The sequence below is a fragment of the Sphingorhabdus sp. genome (assembly GCF_040079335.1).
Classification (GTDB): Bacteria; Pseudomonadota; Alphaproteobacteria; order Sphingomonadales; family Sphingomonadaceae; genus Sphingorhabdus_B.
In genome coordinates, this window is sequence record NZ_JBEBKL010000008.1 from 36,991 (window position 1) to 51,592 (window position 14,602).

Sequence of the window (14,602 nt, forward strand, 5' to 3'; positions counted from 1 at the left end):
GCGCGAACGATTAGGGAACATGGGCGGCGGGGGCAATGCACTTTTCCGCTTTCCTTTGCGCGCGGGCGATGCCAGCAAGGGCGGCATGACACAGGGGGCAATGCAGGGCGCATCGCACAAGCGCATTTTGGGCGCGGCGATGGCGGGGACGGCGGTCGAATTTTACGACTTCTATATTTTTGCAACCGCGGCCTCGCTGGTCTTCGGGCCGTTGTTCTTCCCGACCTCGAGCCCCGAGGCGCAGTTGCTGCAAAGCTGGCTGACCTTTGCTTTAGCCTTCATCGCAAGGCCTGTCGGGGCGCTGGTGTTCGGCCATTATGGCGACCGCATCGGGCGTAAGGCGACTTTGGTCTGGTCGTTGATGATCATGGGGGTTTCGACCTTTTGCATCGCGTTGCTGCCGTCCTATGCGGTGGCGGGGTGGATCGCGCCTGCGCTGCTGTGCGTGCTGCGCTTCGGGCAGGGCTTCGGCCTTGGCGGCGAATGGGGTGGGGCCGCCTTGCTCGCGGTCGAAAATGCGCCCGAGGGTAAGAAAGCCCGTTATGGCATGTTCCCGCAACTGGGCGCGCCAGTGGGGTTCATTCTTTCGAACGGGTTGTTCCTGATATTGGGGCTGTTTCTCAGCGATGCCGATTTCCGTGAGTGGGGCTGGCGGATACCCTTTTTGCTGAGCGCTTTGCTTGTCGGTATCGGCCTTTGGGTCCGGTTGAAATTGACCGAGACGCCCGCCTTCGCCGCCGCACTCGAAGAAGCGCCGCCGCCCAAGGTGCCCGTCGCTGAAGTAATGCGCACGCATCCGTTGCAGCTATTCGGTGGCACCTTTGCGGCCATCGCATGCTTCGCCATCTTCTACCTTTCGACCGCCTTTGCACTCGGTTATGGTACAACCAAGCTGGGCATCGCGCGGGAGGATTTTCTGGGCGTGCAGCTGGTCGCGATCCTGTTCATGGCGGCGGGGATTATTATCTCCGGCTATTGGGCGGACCGGACGCGGCCCGCTTTTGTGCTGGGCGTTGGCTGTACCGCGATGTTCATCGCCAGTTTCACCACAGCGCCGTGGCTGGGTAGCGGAGACCTGTTTCTGACGGGTGTGTATCTGTCGCTGCTGTTGTTTGTGATGGGGCTGGTTTACGGCCCGCTTGGTGCGTGGCTGCCGGGATTGTTCCCGGCGCGGGTGCGCTATACCGGCGCGTCAATCTGCTTCAACGCGGCGGGGATTTTGGGCGGGGCGCTGGCGCCCAATATTGCGCTGAAACTTTCCGAGAGCGGCCTCAAATATGTCGGCTATTATCTCGCGGTGATTGCGGTGCTCAGCCTGTTCGGCCTGCTACTTTTGAAATCGCGCGACGAGGCGGCCGTCTAGGATCGCAAGCCCGACGGCGATCAATCCGGCTCCAGCAATCTGACCGCCCGACAGGCTCTCGCCGAGAAAGGCGATGCCGAGGATGACGGCTAGGATGGGCATGAGGAAAGCCACCAGCTGCGCATTCGACGCCCCCGAACGGTCGATCAGCCGGAAATAGAGCGTATAGGCCAGCGCGGTCGAGAAGATCGCCAGTGTCACGCCCGCCAGCGTGGAATCGAGGCCCGGCATGGCCATCGTCCAGGGCTGGTCCATCACCGCGACAATCGGCACCATCATCAGCGCGGCCATCATCGTCTGCCCGGTCGCGACCGCCATCGGCGTCAGCTCGGTTTGAGACAGGCGGCGGCCATAGATCGCGGCAAAGCTGTAGAAGATGGTCGAGACGATACACGCCAATTGCGCGAGCAGATTGTTCGAAAGCCCTTTCATCGCCTCGGGCCCGACCATCACGACGATCCCTGCCATGCCAACGAGCACCCCAATGATGCGCGCTGGGGTCGCCTTTTCATCGCTGGTCAGGAAGTGGGCTGTGATCACGCCCCATAACGGGGTGGTGGCGTTCAGGATCGAGGCATAACCGCTGTCCAGATATTGCTGCCCCCAAAAGAAGAGGATGAAGGGCAGGGCGCAATTGAGCGCGCCAACTATCGCCAGCAGTCCCCAGATGCGCGGCTCGGTCGGCAGACGTTCGCCCATCAACCGCATCGCAATCCACATCGGCGGCACAGCAAGCGCGAGGCGCATGAAGACCAAAGTGATCGGCGGATAGCTACGCAGCCCGACCTCAATCAGGAAAAAGGCCCCGCCCCAAAGGATCGACAATATGGCAATCAGCAACCAGCCGGTGCTATCGAGTTTTGGGGTGGAGGTCATGCCCTCGCCTAGCCAGTGCGCCGTCACCGAACAAGAGTATATCTTTGCCGCTTCGTGATGCTAAACCTGCAAACGTCTAGCGAGGAATGGCCATGCGGAACATCGTGCGGAGTGCAATTCTGATCTGCGCATCGGCGCTGCTTCCTCTTCAGGGGATAGCGGCAAAATCTTTGGAATCCAGGCTCGACGTCCGTGTCAAAGCGGGCATGACGCAAACCCAGACGCAGGGCGTCGCGATCGCTTTCATTGAGAATGGCACTGTAAAACTGGTCAAAAGCTGGGGCAAGCGCAATGCCAAAGGCGAGCCGCTGACCACCGATAGCGTCATGTATGGCGCCTCGCTGACCAAGGCGGTGTTTGCTTACACCGTGATGCAGTTGGTTGAAGAAGGCAGGCTCGATCTCGATACTTCGATTGCGCACTATTTGCCCAAACCATTGCCGGATTATGCAGATGAGGAAGAGAAATATGCTGGCTGGCATCATCTTGCGGGCGACGATCGCTGGCGTAAGCTGACACCGCGTATCTTGCTAACGCACAGTTCTGGCTTTTCCAATTTCGGTTTTCTCGAACCTGATCGGAAACTGAAATTCCACTTCGATCCCGGCACGCGCTATGCCTATTCGGGTGATGGCCTTATCCTGTTGCAATTTGTGATAGAGCGCGGATTGGGTCTGGATTTGGGTCAGGAAATGCAGCGGCGGGTGTTCGACCGCTTTGGTATGAAAAAGACCAGCATGATCTGGCGACCGGACTTTGCAACAAACCTCGCCGATGGGTGGAGAATGGATGGCAGCACCGAGCAGCATGACGAGCGCAGCAAAACGCGCGCAGCGGGATCGATGGACACCACCATAAGTGATTTCGCCAAATTCGCGGCGGGCTATGTCAAAGGGCAGGGACTGAGCAAAACCTCACGTAAAGATCTGACGACGGCGCACCTGTCTATCACCACCATTTCGCAATTCCCGTCGCTTCAGCCTGAAGCCGCCCCGGAAGCGAGGATCGAGAGCTTGGCGGCAGGTCTAGCCGTTATATCATTTGCCGGGCCGCAGGGGCGTGGCTTTTTCAAAGGCGGGCATAATGATTCGACCGGCAACATGTGGGTCTGCGTCGAAAAGCGGAAAAGCTGTGTCGTTATTCTTTCCAACGATGTTCGTGCGGAACCGATGTTTCCGGCGATTGTGAAGTTGGTGCTGGGCGAAACGGGCATGCCATGGGCATGGGAATATGGTGCTCAGGATTGGACGAAGGACTGAGGCTATACGGGCCGCAATAGTGTGAGCCGCGCCTTGCCAATGTCGCGGGTGGTGTCGATTTCGAAGCCCTTGACGACTGTGTCTTCGCGGTTGCCGGTTTCTATGCTGACCAATGCGCCGGATGCCACCCAGCCCAGTCGGGAAAGCTTGTCGAGTGCGACCGCACCCGCGCCGGTGCCATAAGGCGGGTCCATCAGGATCAGGTCATAGGCCTTTCGTGCAGGGCCGAGCATCAGCGCGGATCCGCGCTTGATTTCGCTTTGCGGGCCCGCGCCTAATTTGGCGATATTGGTTTCGAGCGCATCCAAAGCGGCCTTGTCCTGTTCGACAAAAACGCAATGCGCAGCGCCGCGCGACAGCGCCTCCAGCCCCAACGCGCCCGACCCCGAAAACAGATCGAGCACCTGCAGGCCTTCAAATGAACCGAGGCGGCTGGTGAGCATTGAGAAGAGCGTCTCGCGGGTGCGGTCGGCGGTCGGGCGTGTGGTATCGCCTTTGGGCGCGATCAGCGGACGCGAACGCCAGGTGCCGGAAATAATCCTCATGCTTTCAGTGTATTCCTGAATTCGATCAAATCCACCCGCCGGACTTCGCCGACATCACCGGGAGCCATATCGCCCAAGACGAACGGGCCATAGCGCGTGCGGATCAGACGGCTGACTTCCAGCCCGAAATGTTCGAGCACACGACGGACTTCGCGGTTCTTGCCTTCGGTCAGCGTCATTTCCAGCCAGCCATTGCGCCCGGTGCGGCGCTCCAGATTGGCGTCGATCTTTCCATAACGAACGCCTTCGATTTCAATGCCGTGGATCAGCTCCTCGAGCTCGGTCTGGCTGATGTCGCCAAAACAACGCGCGCGATAGGTGCGTTCAACACCGGTTGAAGGCATTTCCATCTGGCGTTTGAACTCGCCGTCATTGGTCAGCAGCAGCAGCCCTTCGGTGTTCAAATCGAGGCGTCCGATTGGCATCAGCCGCGGCAGATCCTTGGGCAGGATATCGTAGATCGTTTTGCGCCCGCTGAAATCACGCTCTGCGGTCAGGCAGCCTTCGGGTTTGTGGAACAGATAAAGTTGCGTCGGCGCGGGCTGGCCGACCGCCTTCCCATCAACCGCGACACCGTGCAGCGACTTGAGCAAAGTTGCAGGCGTTTCCACCGCGACACCGTTAAGCGTGATCCGCTTGTCAGCGATCATCCGTTCAATTTCACGACGCGAGGCAACCCCCGCGCGGGCGAGCAGTTTGGCGATGCGTTCTTCACCATCGGCTCGTTCTAGCGCGCCTTTGCTTGGCGCGGCATCCGGCCGTGGTTTGCGCACCGGTTTTGCGTCCCAGCGCAGCTTGGGCGGCTTTGCCGGGCGCGCGGGGGCTTTGCCCGATGCAGGGCCTTTGGCGGGTGGGCGTTTGGAGGGAGGTTGAGCCATGCGCGCGCCATGCCCCAGTTGGTTGTAAAAGTCACGCGGCTGTTGGTGCAGGCGGGTGAAAGACATTGGCGGTTCAGGATTTTGCGGTTAGGTCTTGTCGACAAGAATATCGGGGAGGTCGCATGTCGGTAGATTTAATCCGCTTCATCATTTTTGCGGCAGTCATTGGCGGGGTCATCATCGCTGCGCTGACGATTAAATCGTTCCGGCCCTATCTTCGCAAAGCACCGCTGGTCGCATTCCTGCTCGGTATTTCGAGCGGCTTCCCGCTGACCCTTTTGATTGCGACCATGACCTTTTGGCTAGCGCGTGTCGGTATAGATACTGCAACAATCGGCTTTGCTGTCGCTCTCGGCATTCCCTATACCTTGAAATTCCTGTGGGCACCGTTGATCGACAAGCTGCCTTTGCCATTTCTGACCAAGACTTTTGGTCAACGGCGAGGCTGGCTTTTCCTGGTTCAAGGACTGCTGTTCGTATCGATCTGGCAATTGGGCGCGAGCAATCCACAACCCGGCAATATGGGTGTTTTTGCGGTCTGGGCGCTGATTACTGCATTCCTTTCGGCAACGCAGGATATCGTAATCGACGCCTATCGTATCGAGATATTGGACGAAGAGGAATTCGCCCATGGAACGGCAACAAACCAGTTCGGCTATCGCACCGGTAATCTGATTGCGGGTGCTGGCACGATCTATTTCGCATCTAACGAAGGACTGGGGCTGGGTTGGGCGACGGCCTATGGCCTGACGGCTTTTTGTATCATTCCAGCGATCGTCGGTGCGTTTATTATTGGGCCGGGCAAATTTGTCGATCGCTACGCCGAAGCATCAGGATTGAAGCCACGCGAGTGGCTGCGTGAAACGGTGGTCAATCCGTTCCGCGAATTCCTGACGCGACACGGGGCTTTTATCATTCTGGGTTTCGTGCTGGTCTACAAAGTCGGCGATGCAATGGGGCAGGCGATGTTGGGACCGATGATCGTCGATCTCGGCTTTTCCGACACCGACTATATCACCGCCAACAAGATTTGGGGCTATGCCGCGCTGATCGTTGGCTCTGCAATTGGAGCGCCATTTATCCTGTGGCTGGGTATGGGTCGGGCATTGCTGATTTCGGGGCTGTTGATGATGCTATCGAACACGATGTTCATGATCCTCGCCGCGATGGGGGACAATTACTGGATGATGGTGGCTGCGATCTGCACCGAGAATGTGACCAGCGGGATTGGTTTGACCGTGTTCACAACCTATTTGTCCGGGCTGTCCAGCATTGCCTATACTGCCACGCAATTTGCGCTGCTCTCATCCTTTGCGGGCGTGGGCCGCACATTCATGGCGGGTCCGGCGGGGATCATCGCCGAAAAGTTCGGCTGGTTCGGTTTCTGGGGCTTTACTGTGGCGGCGGCGATACCCGGCATGATCCTGCTTTGGGTGCTGTGGAGCAAGGGCTATGTGGTGCAAGGCATTCGGCAAACTGACGCGGTAGAGCATGAGGCACCCAAGGAACCGGTGGGGCCATTTCGCATTTTGGGTTTCGTTCTCGTTATTGCAGGACTCATTGGTCTGCTCTTGTCACAACCGCTCGAACTGTCAGCCAATCTCACCTGGGCCGCTGCGGGAGTGCTGTTGCTTGGCGGCTTGCTTGCCTGGAAGGGGCAGCCTGCTGCGCCAACCAAGATTTAGGGCAAGGTGTTGCAAGCTTGCGAGGCCAGCCCAAATCTAGTCAGGTATTTGACCGTTTAGACGCAACACTTCGCCTGCAAGGTACAGCGAGCCGCAAATTAAAACAGTGTCCGGACTTTTTTCAGCGAGTTTGTCGAAGGCCTTGGTAACATTTTCTGCCCATTCTACAGGCATGGCAGATCGATAGGCTGTGACCGGATGATATTCGTGGTTCGGAACGGGAATGGCGATAATACTATCCAACTCGCCTTCGAGCCAGTGAAGCAAGGATAGCGGATCCTTGTTGGCCAGCATGCCGATAATCAGATGCACCGGCCGATCATATTGCTGGAAGAACTGGCCTATGGCGGCCCCGGCATCGGCATTGTGCCCTCCATCCAGCCAAATCTCGGCATCGGGCAGCAAGCTGGTCAATGGTCCGGGGGACAGTTTTTGCAGACGCGCGGGCCATTTTGCCCGGCCCATCGCCATTTCAAAGGCGCTTTCCGGAATTTTTACCGCCTGCTGGTGACGCAGCATGGCGATGGCGAGCGCCGCATTCTGCGCTTGATGCGGCCCGGGGAGTGCCGGGAGCGGCACGCTAATTGTACCGAATTCATCGCGATAGTGCAGCTCGCGCCGATAACTGGAGGCATTCCATTCCACGCCATTTGCAATCAGCGTCGAACCGGTGGTTCGTGCGTGAGCCGAAATAATGTCGTGCACGGGTCGATCATATTTCTGGATCACCAGAGGCACGCCAGCTTTTGCGATGCCAGCCTTTTCCCAGCCGATGCGGACAAAAGGATCCTTGGGCGTTCCATCCTCCGGCGCGAGAAGAAAGCCTTCATGGTCTATGCCGAGCGAGGCGATGCCGCAGACAGCTGGCTTCTTGATCACATTGGTCGCATCAAGCCGCCCGCCTAGGCCGACCTCTATGATGCAAGCATCGGCGGGCGTGCGTGAAAAAGCGAGGAAGGCGGCTGCGGTGGTGACTTCGAAAAAGCTCGCCTGTAATCCTTCGGCATGGTCGAGCACTTCGGATAACAGCGCGGCCAACGCTTCATCCTCGATCAACTTTCCGGCCACTCTGATCCGTTCGTTGAACCGCACCAGATGCGGGCTGGAATAGACATGCGCTTTTAGGCCCGCCGCCTCGAACGCACTGCGTAGAAAGGCGCAGGTTGATCCCTTGCCGTTCGTGCCCGCGACATGGAACACCGGGGGCAGCCTGTCCTGTGGATTGCCCAGCCTCTCACACAGCGCAGCAATCCGCTCCAGCCCCAACGTATCGCGCCCGGGCGACAGCGCCGCCAGCCGGTCTAATTGCGCCTGGACGGCGGGAGAATCGGACTTTGCGTGGTCGGCCAAGGTTGGGAACTAAGCCGCCTTTTTGCCGGCGGTCAGATAATCGACCAACCGTGCCAAAGTGGCTTTCAGTTCGTGCCGGTGGGTCACCATGTCGACCATGCCATGTTCGAGTAGATATTCGGCGCGCTGGAAGCCTTCGGGCAGTTTTTCGCGGATCGTCTGTTCGATCACGCGCTGCCCAGCAAAGCCGATAAGCGCGCCGGGTTCGGCAATCTGGATATCGCCCAGCATCGCATAGCTGGCGGTGACGCCGCCGGTGGTCGGGTCGGTCAGCACGACGATATAGGGTAGCCCAGCCTCGCGCAGCATTTGGATCGCAACCGTGGTGCGGGGCATCTGCATCAGGCTGAGAATGCCCTCCTGCATGCGTGCGCCGCCTGCAGCGGTGAAGATGATATAGGGGCATTTTGCCTTCAGCGCTTCCTGCGCGGCGGCGATGAAGGCCTCGCCCACAGCCATGCCCATCGATCCGCCCATGAAGGCAAAATCCTGCACACTGACGACAGCGCTATGGCCATCAATCTTTCCGCGCGCGCTGACGAGTGCGTCCTGCTCGCCGGTTGAGGTGCGGGCGGCTTTGATGCGGTCGGGATATTTCTTGCTGTCTTTGAACTTCAACGGGTCTTCAACGACACGCGGCATGGGTAGCACGGTGAAGCTGTCCGCATCGAAAATCGCAGCAAAACGCTCTGCCGGGCCGATGCGGCCATGGAAATCGCATTTCGGGCACACTGACTGGTTTTCCTCATATTCCTTGAGGAAGATCATCGTGTTGCAGCCCTTGCACTTGTGCCACAGCGTTTCTGCCGTTTCGCGCTTGGCGATGAAGGGGATGGCGTTGCGGACGCGGGTGACCCAGTTCATTTTTCCTACCTACCCTTGAAATTTCACCGTAGCCCTGAGCTTGTCGAAGGGCGCCTTTAAGTAGGGCGCTATGCTGTGAAGCGTGCTTCGACAGGCTCAGCACTACGGTTTTGTAATTAGCTACGCGCGGAATTGATAGCCGCTTTCAACGAAGCCACATAATCGCGAACCGGGCCAGCGGCGTTACTCCCATGTTCGGCGATGATTTCGACGATGGCAGAGCCGACCACGACGCCGTCAGCGACCTTGGCGATCGCGGCGGCCTGTTCGGGGGTGCGCACACCGAACCCCACAGCGACGGGAATGTCGGTTGCGGCCTTGAGGCGCGCGACGGCTTCCTCAATGCTCGCTTGCGCCGCCTGTTGCAGCCCGGTGATCCCGGCGACCGAGACATAATAGAGGAAGCCGCTTGATCCATCGAGCACCGTGGGCAGGCGCGCTGCATCGGTGGTGGGGGTGGCGAGCCGGATGAGGTCGACGCCCGCGCTGCGCAGGGCAGGGCCAAGCTCGGCATCCTCCTCGGGCGGAATGTCGACGCAGATGACGCCATCGACACCTGCCTTAAAACATTCGGCAGCGAACCATTCGCTCCCCCGGATCGTCATCGGATTGGCATAGCCCATCAGCACCAACGGAACCTGCGGGTGCCGCGCGCGGAAGGCGGTGGCGATGGCGAAGATATCCGCCGTCGTCGTGCCAGCCTCAAGGCTGCGGATATTGGCTTTCTGGATCGCGGGGCCATCAGCCATCGGATCGGTGAAGGGCATTCCCAGCTCAATCACATCGGCACCGCCCGCGACCAGCGCGTCGAGATTGGCAGCGGTGTCGCCGTCGCCTGCGGTGATGAAGGTGACGAGCGCGGGGTGGGCTTTGGTGAAGGCAGAGGAGAGGCGGGTCATATTTTTGGTTTCCACCATGCGTAGATCAGTGTCAGTAAAGAAGCTAGAAATGTCGCCAATCCAGCTTCCAAGAAAGAAGTTCGCATAGGCGGCCAACAATCGTAGCAATTTTTAGGCATTTTAGTTTCGAACCGTTTTTCGAAATAGGCCTGGTCGTTGATTGACCAATGGTGTTGGTACGTCATGGTCTCGACAACGTCATATCCGATGACAATCGCCGCGGCTAAGATGCCAATAATGCCCGCAAGCAAGCGCCAATCGCGCTTCATATCTCCGTCCCCAAAGCCTCGGCCACGGTGAAAATATCCTTGTCCCCGCGTCCGCACAAATTGGCCAAGATAATCTGGTCACGGCCCATCGTCGGTGCCACTTTTGCCACCGCTGCAATTGCATGCGAAGGCTCCAGCGCTGGAATGATGCCTTCGGTGCGGCAGAGCAGCTGGAAGCCTTCAAGCGCCTCGGTGTCGGTCACGCTGTCATAACGCACCCGGCCGATTTCCTTGAGCCAGCTATGCTCCGGCCCGATGCCGGGATAGTCGAGGCCCGCGCTGATTGAATGCGCCTCGGCGATCTGGCCGTCTTCATCCTGCAGCAAATAGGTCTTGTTGCCATGGAGGATGCCGGGGCGTCCGCCTGCGAGGCTTGCGGCATGTTCCTTGTCCAGCCCGTGGCCCGCTGCCTCGATGCCCAGCATCGCCACATCGGCATCGTCGAGGAAGGGATGAAACAGCCCGATGGCGTTCGATCCACCACCGATGGCTGCCACCAGCAGGTCGGGCAGGCGGTTGATGCGGCTCAGCATCTGGGCACGCGCTTCCTTGCCGATCACGCTCTGGAAATCGCGGACCAGTTCGGGATAGGGATGCGGGCCAGCGGCGGTGCCGATGATGTAGAAAGTGTCGTGCACATTGGCGACCCAGTCGCGCAGCGCCTCGTTCATCGCGTCCTTCAGCGTGTTGGCACCGCTGGTGACGGGCACCACTTCGGCACCGAGCAGCTTCATGCGGAAGACATTGGGCTGCTGCCGCTCGACATCCTTTGCGCCCATATAGATGACGCAGGGCAGGCCGAAGCGTGCGCAGACGGTAGCGGTGGCAACGCCATGCTGGCCAGCGCCGGTCTCCGCGATAATCCGCGTCTTGCCCATGCGGATGGCGAGCAGGATCTGGCCGATGCAATTGTTGATTTTGTGCGCGCCGGTATGGTTCAGCTCATCACGCTTGAACCAGACTTGCGCACCCTTTCCCGCGGGCGCGCCCTTGCGCAATTCCTCGGTCAGCCGCTCGGCATAATAAAGCGGGCTTGGCCTGCCGACATAATGTTCGAGCAGATCGTCAAACTGCGCGGCGAACGCAGGGTCCTGCTTTGCTGCGCGATATTCGCGCTCCAGATCGAGCACGAGCGGCATCAGCGTTTCGGCGACATAGCGGCCGCCAAATTGGCCGAAATGCCCGCGCTCGTCGGGCTGGTTCATGAAAGAGTTCAGATTTGGATCAGGCTTTGTCATAGGCGCGGACCGCTTGGCAGAAGGCCGCAATCTTGTCCATATCCTTGACGCCGGGAGCGCTCTCCACGCCCGAAGAAACATCGACCAGCGGCGCACGCGTTGCGCACAGGGCATCCGCGACATTGTCCGGCGTCAAGCCTCCTGCAAGGCCCCAAGGGATGCGATGTTCAAATTGGGTCAGCAATGACCAGTCAACACGCGTACCTGTTCCACCGGGCAAGGTCTGCGCAGGTGCGTCGTACAGGACCATATCGACCACATCGTCATATTTGTCCGCATTGATCAGCGTCTGCCGGTTTTTGAGGCCCAGCGCCTTCCAAATATGTGCATCGGTGTGCTGGCTCACAAGGTTAAGCCATTCGGGCGTTTCGCCCCCATGAAACTGGACGACGTCGGGGCGGACCATGTCCAGCGCCTTTTGCGTCAATTCCGGTTCAGCGTTGACCAGCAGCAGCACAACCTTGAGGCTAGGCGGCGTGCGCATCCGCAGTGCGGTGGCGAGTTCCAGACTGACATGGCGCGGGCTTTTTTCGTAATGGACAAGACCAATATGCGTCGCCCCAGCCTTAGCCGCGGCGTCGATGGCGGCTTCGTTCGAAAGCCCGCAGATTTTGATTTGGGTTCGCAAAATATCTCTCAACTTTTTCGTCGCCCCGCACTTGATGCGGGGCTTGGCTTTTGTGTTGGCTGCTCCGGTGCTTAAAAGCCTAACCCCGTGTCAAGCACGGGGTGACGACGAGGGCTAGTGGAAGGAGTCAAAGCGTCCCCACAATCGCGCGTGCAGCAGCATCGGGGTCTTCAGCTTTGGTAATAGGCCGCCCAATCACCAGCACACTCGCTCCATCGTCGCGCGCCTGACGCGGCGTGACGATGCGTTTCTGGTCGGCGGTGCTGGCACCGGCGGGTCGCAATCCGGGGACGACGAAAAAGCCGTCTTTCCAAGTCTTCCGCGCGGATTTGACCTCCTGACCCGAGCAAACGATACCGTCGAGGCCCGCTTCCTGCGCCAATGCGGCAAGGCGTTCGACCTGGCTGTGCGGATCATCGGGGACGCCGACACGGCTGAGGTCATGATCGTCAAGGCTGGTCAGCACGGTCACGCCCACCACCTTGGTGTGCGAACCGGCGGCGGCCTTGGCATCTTCCATCATCGCACGACCGCCGCTAGCGTGGATGGTCACAATGGCGGGTTCGAGCGTATTGATCGCCTGCATAGCCTTGGCCACGGTGTTCGGAATGTCATGCAGTTTCAGGTCGAGGAAAATGGGAAGGCCCAGTTTCTGCACCTCATGCACACCGTGATGGCCGTTAGCGCAGAAGAATTCGAGGCCCAGTTTCACCCCGCCGACATGCGCCTTGATCTTGCGGACGAGTTCAAGCGCTTCGTCGAGCAAGGGTGTATCGATCGCGACATAGACGGGATTACTCATGCTGTTGTTCCCTGTGCCGGCGTGCCAAGCGGGATGTTGGCCGCCATTGTCTTCGCGCCGCTTTCCAGCGTCGCGATGCGGCGGGTGAGGCGGTAACGTACGGTGCGATGCCATATCCACAGCGGTAGGAAACCCAGCAGGAAGCTGGCGCCCATGACGGCAGGCAATTTGCTATCGAGCCACAGGCCGTTCCACAACTTCATCGAAACCGGCTGCCAGTTGTTGATTGCAAACACGGTGAAGCCGACGAGGAAAATGACCCAGAATAGGGTTTTCAGGAACGACATTCGCGGCTTCTCCTTTGTCTGTTTGCAGGCAGCTTAAGGGAAGGGGGGCAAGGATTCCAGTATGAATCCTCCCCATCGACTTGCGATGGGGGAGCCGCAGGCGTGGCGCAGCCACAGCGGGACCGTTCGGCGCGTAGCGTCGAATGGTGGAGGGGATTTCCACGTCGCAATTCCCCTCCGTCAGTTGCTGCGCAACTGCCACCTCCCCATCGCAAGTCGATGGGGAGGATTTTTTACCCAAAAACCCGCGCGAAAATCGTGTCGACATGTTTCAGATGATAACCGAGGTCGAATTTTTCTTCGATTTCTCGCGGCGACAACGCCTTGGTCACATCGGGGTCGGCCTTCAGCAGTTCGAGCAGCGACAGTGCACCATCCGATTCCCATACCTTCATCGCGTTGCGCTGCACCAGCAGATAGCTGTCTTCGCGGCTGACACCCGCTTGCGTCAGGGCAAGCAACACGCGTTGCGAGTGGACCAGCCCGCCCATCTTGTCCAAATTCTTCTGCATGCGCTCTGGATAGACGAGCAGCTTGTCGATCACGCCGGTGAGGCGGCCGAGCGCGAAGTCGAGCGTGATCGTCGCATCGGGCCCAATATAGCGTTCGACCGAGCTGTGGCTGATGTCGCGTTCATGCCAAAGTGCCACATTTTCCATTGCGGGAATGGAATAGCTGCGCACCATACGGGCAAGACCCGTGAGGTTTTCGGTGAGCACCGGGTTCCGCTTGTGCGGCATCGCCGACGAACCCTTTTGGCCGGGTGAGAAATATTCCTCCGCCTCCAGCACTTCGGTGCGCTGCAGGTGGCGGACTTCGACAGCCAGTCGTTCGACTGACGAGGCGATGACGCCCAAAGTTGCGAAGAACATCGCATGGCGATCACGCGGGATGACTTGTGTCGATACAGGCTCGACCGATAGGCCAAGCTTTGCCGCCACATGCTCCTCAACGCGCGGGTCGATATTGGCGAAGGTTCCGACTGCGCCCGAAATCGCGCAGGTCGCGATATCCTTGCGCGCGGCGATCAGGCGATCCTTGCAGCGTGAAAATTCGGCATAAGCCTCGGCCATTTTAAGGCCAAAGGTGACGGGCTCAGCGTGGATGCCGTGGCTGCGGCCGATGCACGGCGTCATTTTATGTTCAAAGGCGCGGCGCTTGATGGCTTCGAGAAGCGCACCGAGGTCTGCCAGCAGCAGATCCGAAGCGCTCGCCAGTTGCACGGCTAGGCAGGTATCGAGCACGTCACTCGACGTCATTCCCTGGTGCATGAAACGGGCTTCGTCTCCGACTTGTTCGGCGACCCACGTCAGAAAGGCGATCACGTCATGCTTGGTAACGGCTTCGATAGCGTCGATGGCCGCCACATCGATGGATGGATTGGTTGCCCACCATTTCCACAGCGCGTCTGCGGCTGATTTTGGCACTACGCCAAGGTTGGCCAATGCCTCGGTCGCATGCGCCTCAATCTCGAACCAGATTTTGAAGCGGTTTTCGGGCTCCCAGATGGCAACCATATCGGGGCGGGCGTAGCGGGGGACCATGTGCGGGCTTTCTGCAGAGAGGCGTGGAGTCGCACGCGCCGTTAGCAGGCGGCAGACACAGCGTCAAAAGCGCAACGAAAAAGGGCGGCGCAATCGCACCGCCCTTTTCGTGTAT

At 59.2% G+C, this 14,602-nt stretch carries 15 protein-coding genes; 3 read left to right on the forward strand and 12 right to left on the reverse strand.

Annotated elements, in window-relative coordinates; genetic code table 11:
- Positions 1-85: 85 nt before the first annotated feature.
- Positions 86-1,363, forward strand: coding sequence for an MFS transporter (locus ABL922_RS04180; protein ID WP_349022949.1), 1,278 nt, complete (start codon positions 86-88; stop codon positions 1,361-1,363).
- Here ABL922_RS04180 and ABL922_RS04185 read toward each other — a convergent pair.
- A complete protein-coding gene (locus ABL922_RS04185; protein ID WP_349022950.1) occupies positions 1,328-2,239 on the reverse strand; it encodes an EamA family transporter in 912 nt (303 codons plus the stop codon). The genes ABL922_RS04180 and ABL922_RS04185 overlap by 36 nt on opposite strands.
- 92 nt (positions 2,240-2,331) lie before the next feature.
- On the opposite strand from ABL922_RS04185, the gene ABL922_RS04190 reads away from it, so the two are divergent.
- Positions 2,332-3,498, forward strand: coding sequence for a serine hydrolase domain-containing protein (locus ABL922_RS04190; protein WP_349022951.1), 1,167 nt, complete (start codon positions 2,332-2,334; stop codon positions 3,496-3,498).
- A gap of 2 nt (positions 3,499-3,500) precedes the next feature.
- Here ABL922_RS04190 and rsmD read toward each other — a convergent pair whose 3' ends face one another.
- Together rsmD and ABL922_RS04200 are read right to left on the reverse strand one after the other, a co-directional pair.
- On the reverse strand, positions 3,501-4,043 hold the full coding sequence (rsmD, locus tag ABL922_RS04195; protein ID WP_349022952.1) for a 16S rRNA (guanine(966)-N(2))-methyltransferase RsmD: 543 nt from the start codon (positions 4,041-4,043) through the stop codon (positions 3,501-3,503).
- A complete protein-coding gene (locus tag ABL922_RS04200; protein ID WP_349022953.1) occupies positions 4,040-4,987 on the reverse strand; it encodes a pseudouridine synthase in 948 nt (315 codons plus the stop codon). Before ABL922_RS04200 ends, rsmD begins: the two co-directional genes overlap by 4 nt.
- A gap of 56 nt (positions 4,988-5,043) precedes the next feature.
- On the opposite strand from ABL922_RS04200, the gene ABL922_RS04205 reads away from it, so the two are divergent.
- Positions 5,044-6,606 carry an MFS transporter gene (locus ABL922_RS04205; RefSeq protein ID WP_349022954.1) on the forward strand — a complete coding sequence of 521 codons (1,563 nt, stop codon included), beginning with the start codon at positions 5,044-5,046 and terminating at the stop codon, positions 6,604-6,606.
- Positions 6,607-6,642: 36 nt separating this feature from the next.
- Here ABL922_RS04205 and ABL922_RS04210 read toward each other — a convergent pair whose 3' ends face one another.
- From ABL922_RS04210 to purB, 9 genes are all read right to left on the reverse strand, one after another.
- On the reverse strand, positions 6,643-7,956 hold the full coding sequence (locus ABL922_RS04210; RefSeq protein WP_349022955.1) for a folylpolyglutamate synthase/dihydrofolate synthase family protein: 1,314 nt from the start codon (positions 7,954-7,956) through the stop codon (positions 6,643-6,645).
- A gap of 9 nt (positions 7,957-7,965) precedes the next feature.
- On the reverse strand, positions 7,966-8,820 hold the full coding sequence (gene accD / locus ABL922_RS04215) for an acetyl-CoA carboxylase, carboxyltransferase subunit beta (protein WP_349022956.1): 855 nt from the start codon (positions 8,818-8,820) through the stop codon (positions 7,966-7,968).
- Between the two features lie 116 nt (positions 8,821-8,936).
- On the reverse strand, positions 8,937-9,719 hold the full coding sequence (gene trpA / locus ABL922_RS04220; RefSeq protein ID WP_349022975.1) for a tryptophan synthase subunit alpha: 783 nt from the start codon (positions 9,717-9,719) through the stop codon (positions 8,937-8,939).
- Positions 9,716-9,988, reverse strand: coding sequence for a hypothetical protein (locus tag ABL922_RS04225; protein ID WP_349022957.1), 273 nt, complete (start codon positions 9,986-9,988; stop codon positions 9,716-9,718). The genes trpA and ABL922_RS04225 overlap by 4 nt, the downstream gene beginning before the upstream one ends.
- The gene (trpB, locus tag ABL922_RS04230) at positions 9,985-11,226 is read right to left on the reverse strand and encodes a tryptophan synthase subunit beta (RefSeq protein WP_349022958.1); all 1,242 of its coding nucleotides are present in this window, start codon (positions 11,224-11,226) and stop codon (positions 9,985-9,987) included. Before trpB ends, ABL922_RS04225 begins: the two co-directional genes overlap by 4 nt.
- Positions 11,213-11,854 (reverse strand): phosphoribosylanthranilate isomerase, encoded by a 642-nt coding sequence (locus ABL922_RS04235; RefSeq protein WP_349022959.1) that lies wholly within the window; start codon positions 11,852-11,854, stop codon positions 11,213-11,215. The genes trpB and ABL922_RS04235 overlap by 14 nt, the downstream gene beginning before the upstream one ends.
- Positions 11,855-11,981: 127 nt before the next feature.
- On the reverse strand, positions 11,982-12,656 hold the full coding sequence (gene pyrF / locus ABL922_RS04240) for an orotidine-5'-phosphate decarboxylase (protein ID WP_349022960.1): 675 nt from the start codon (positions 12,654-12,656) through the stop codon (positions 11,982-11,984).
- On the reverse strand, positions 12,653-12,943 hold the full coding sequence (locus ABL922_RS04245) for a hypothetical protein (RefSeq protein ID WP_349022961.1): 291 nt from the start codon (positions 12,941-12,943) through the stop codon (positions 12,653-12,655). Before ABL922_RS04245 ends, pyrF begins: the two co-directional genes overlap by 4 nt.
- Before the next feature lie 233 nt (positions 12,944-13,176).
- Positions 13,177-14,487, reverse strand: coding sequence for an adenylosuccinate lyase (gene purB, locus ABL922_RS04250; protein ID WP_349022962.1), 1,311 nt, complete (start codon positions 14,485-14,487; stop codon positions 13,177-13,179).
- Positions 14,488-14,602 lie beyond the last annotated feature (115 nt).

Bases quoted from the DNA above. Each gene is read 5' to 3' on its own strand.
- ABL922_RS04180 (WP_349022949.1), top strand. From the start codon at position 86: ATGACACAGGGGGCAATGCAGGGCGCATCGCACAAGCGCATTTTGGGC.
- ABL922_RS04185 (WP_349022950.1), bottom strand. From the start codon at position 2,239: ATGACCTCCACCCCAAAACTCGATAGCACCGGCTGGTTGCTGATTGCC.
- ABL922_RS04190 (WP_349022951.1), top strand. From the start codon at position 2,332: ATGCGGAACATCGTGCGGAGTGCAATTCTGATCTGCGCATCGGCGCTG.
- rsmD (WP_349022952.1), bottom strand. From the start codon at position 4,043: ATGAGGATTATTTCCGGCACCTGGCGTTCGCGTCCGCTGATCGCGCCC.
- ABL922_RS04200 (WP_349022953.1), bottom strand. From the start codon at position 4,987: ATGTCTTTCACCCGCCTGCACCAACAGCCGCGTGACTTTTACAACCAA.
- ABL922_RS04205 (WP_349022954.1), top strand. From the start codon at position 5,044: ATGTCGGTAGATTTAATCCGCTTCATCATTTTTGCGGCAGTCATTGGC.
- accD (WP_349022956.1), bottom strand. From the start codon at position 8,820: ATGAACTGGGTCACCCGCGTCCGCAACGCCATCCCCTTCATCGCCAAG.
- trpA (WP_349022975.1), bottom strand. From the start codon at position 9,719: ATGACCCGCCTCTCCTCTGCCTTCACCAAAGCCCACCCCGCGCTCGTC.
- ABL922_RS04225 (WP_349022957.1), bottom strand. From the start codon at position 9,988: ATGAAGCGCGATTGGCGCTTGCTTGCGGGCATTATTGGCATCTTAGCC.
- trpB (WP_349022958.1), bottom strand. From the start codon at position 11,226: ATGACAAAGCCTGATCCAAATCTGAACTCTTTCATGAACCAGCCCGAC.
- pyrF (WP_349022960.1), bottom strand. From the start codon at position 12,656: ATGAGTAATCCCGTCTATGTCGCGATCGATACACCCTTGCTCGACGAA.
- ABL922_RS04245 (WP_349022961.1), bottom strand. From the start codon at position 12,943: ATGTCGTTCCTGAAAACCCTATTCTGGGTCATTTTCCTCGTCGGCTTC.
- purB (WP_349022962.1), bottom strand. From the start codon at position 14,487: ATGGTCCCCCGCTACGCCCGCCCCGATATGGTTGCCATCTGGGAGCCC.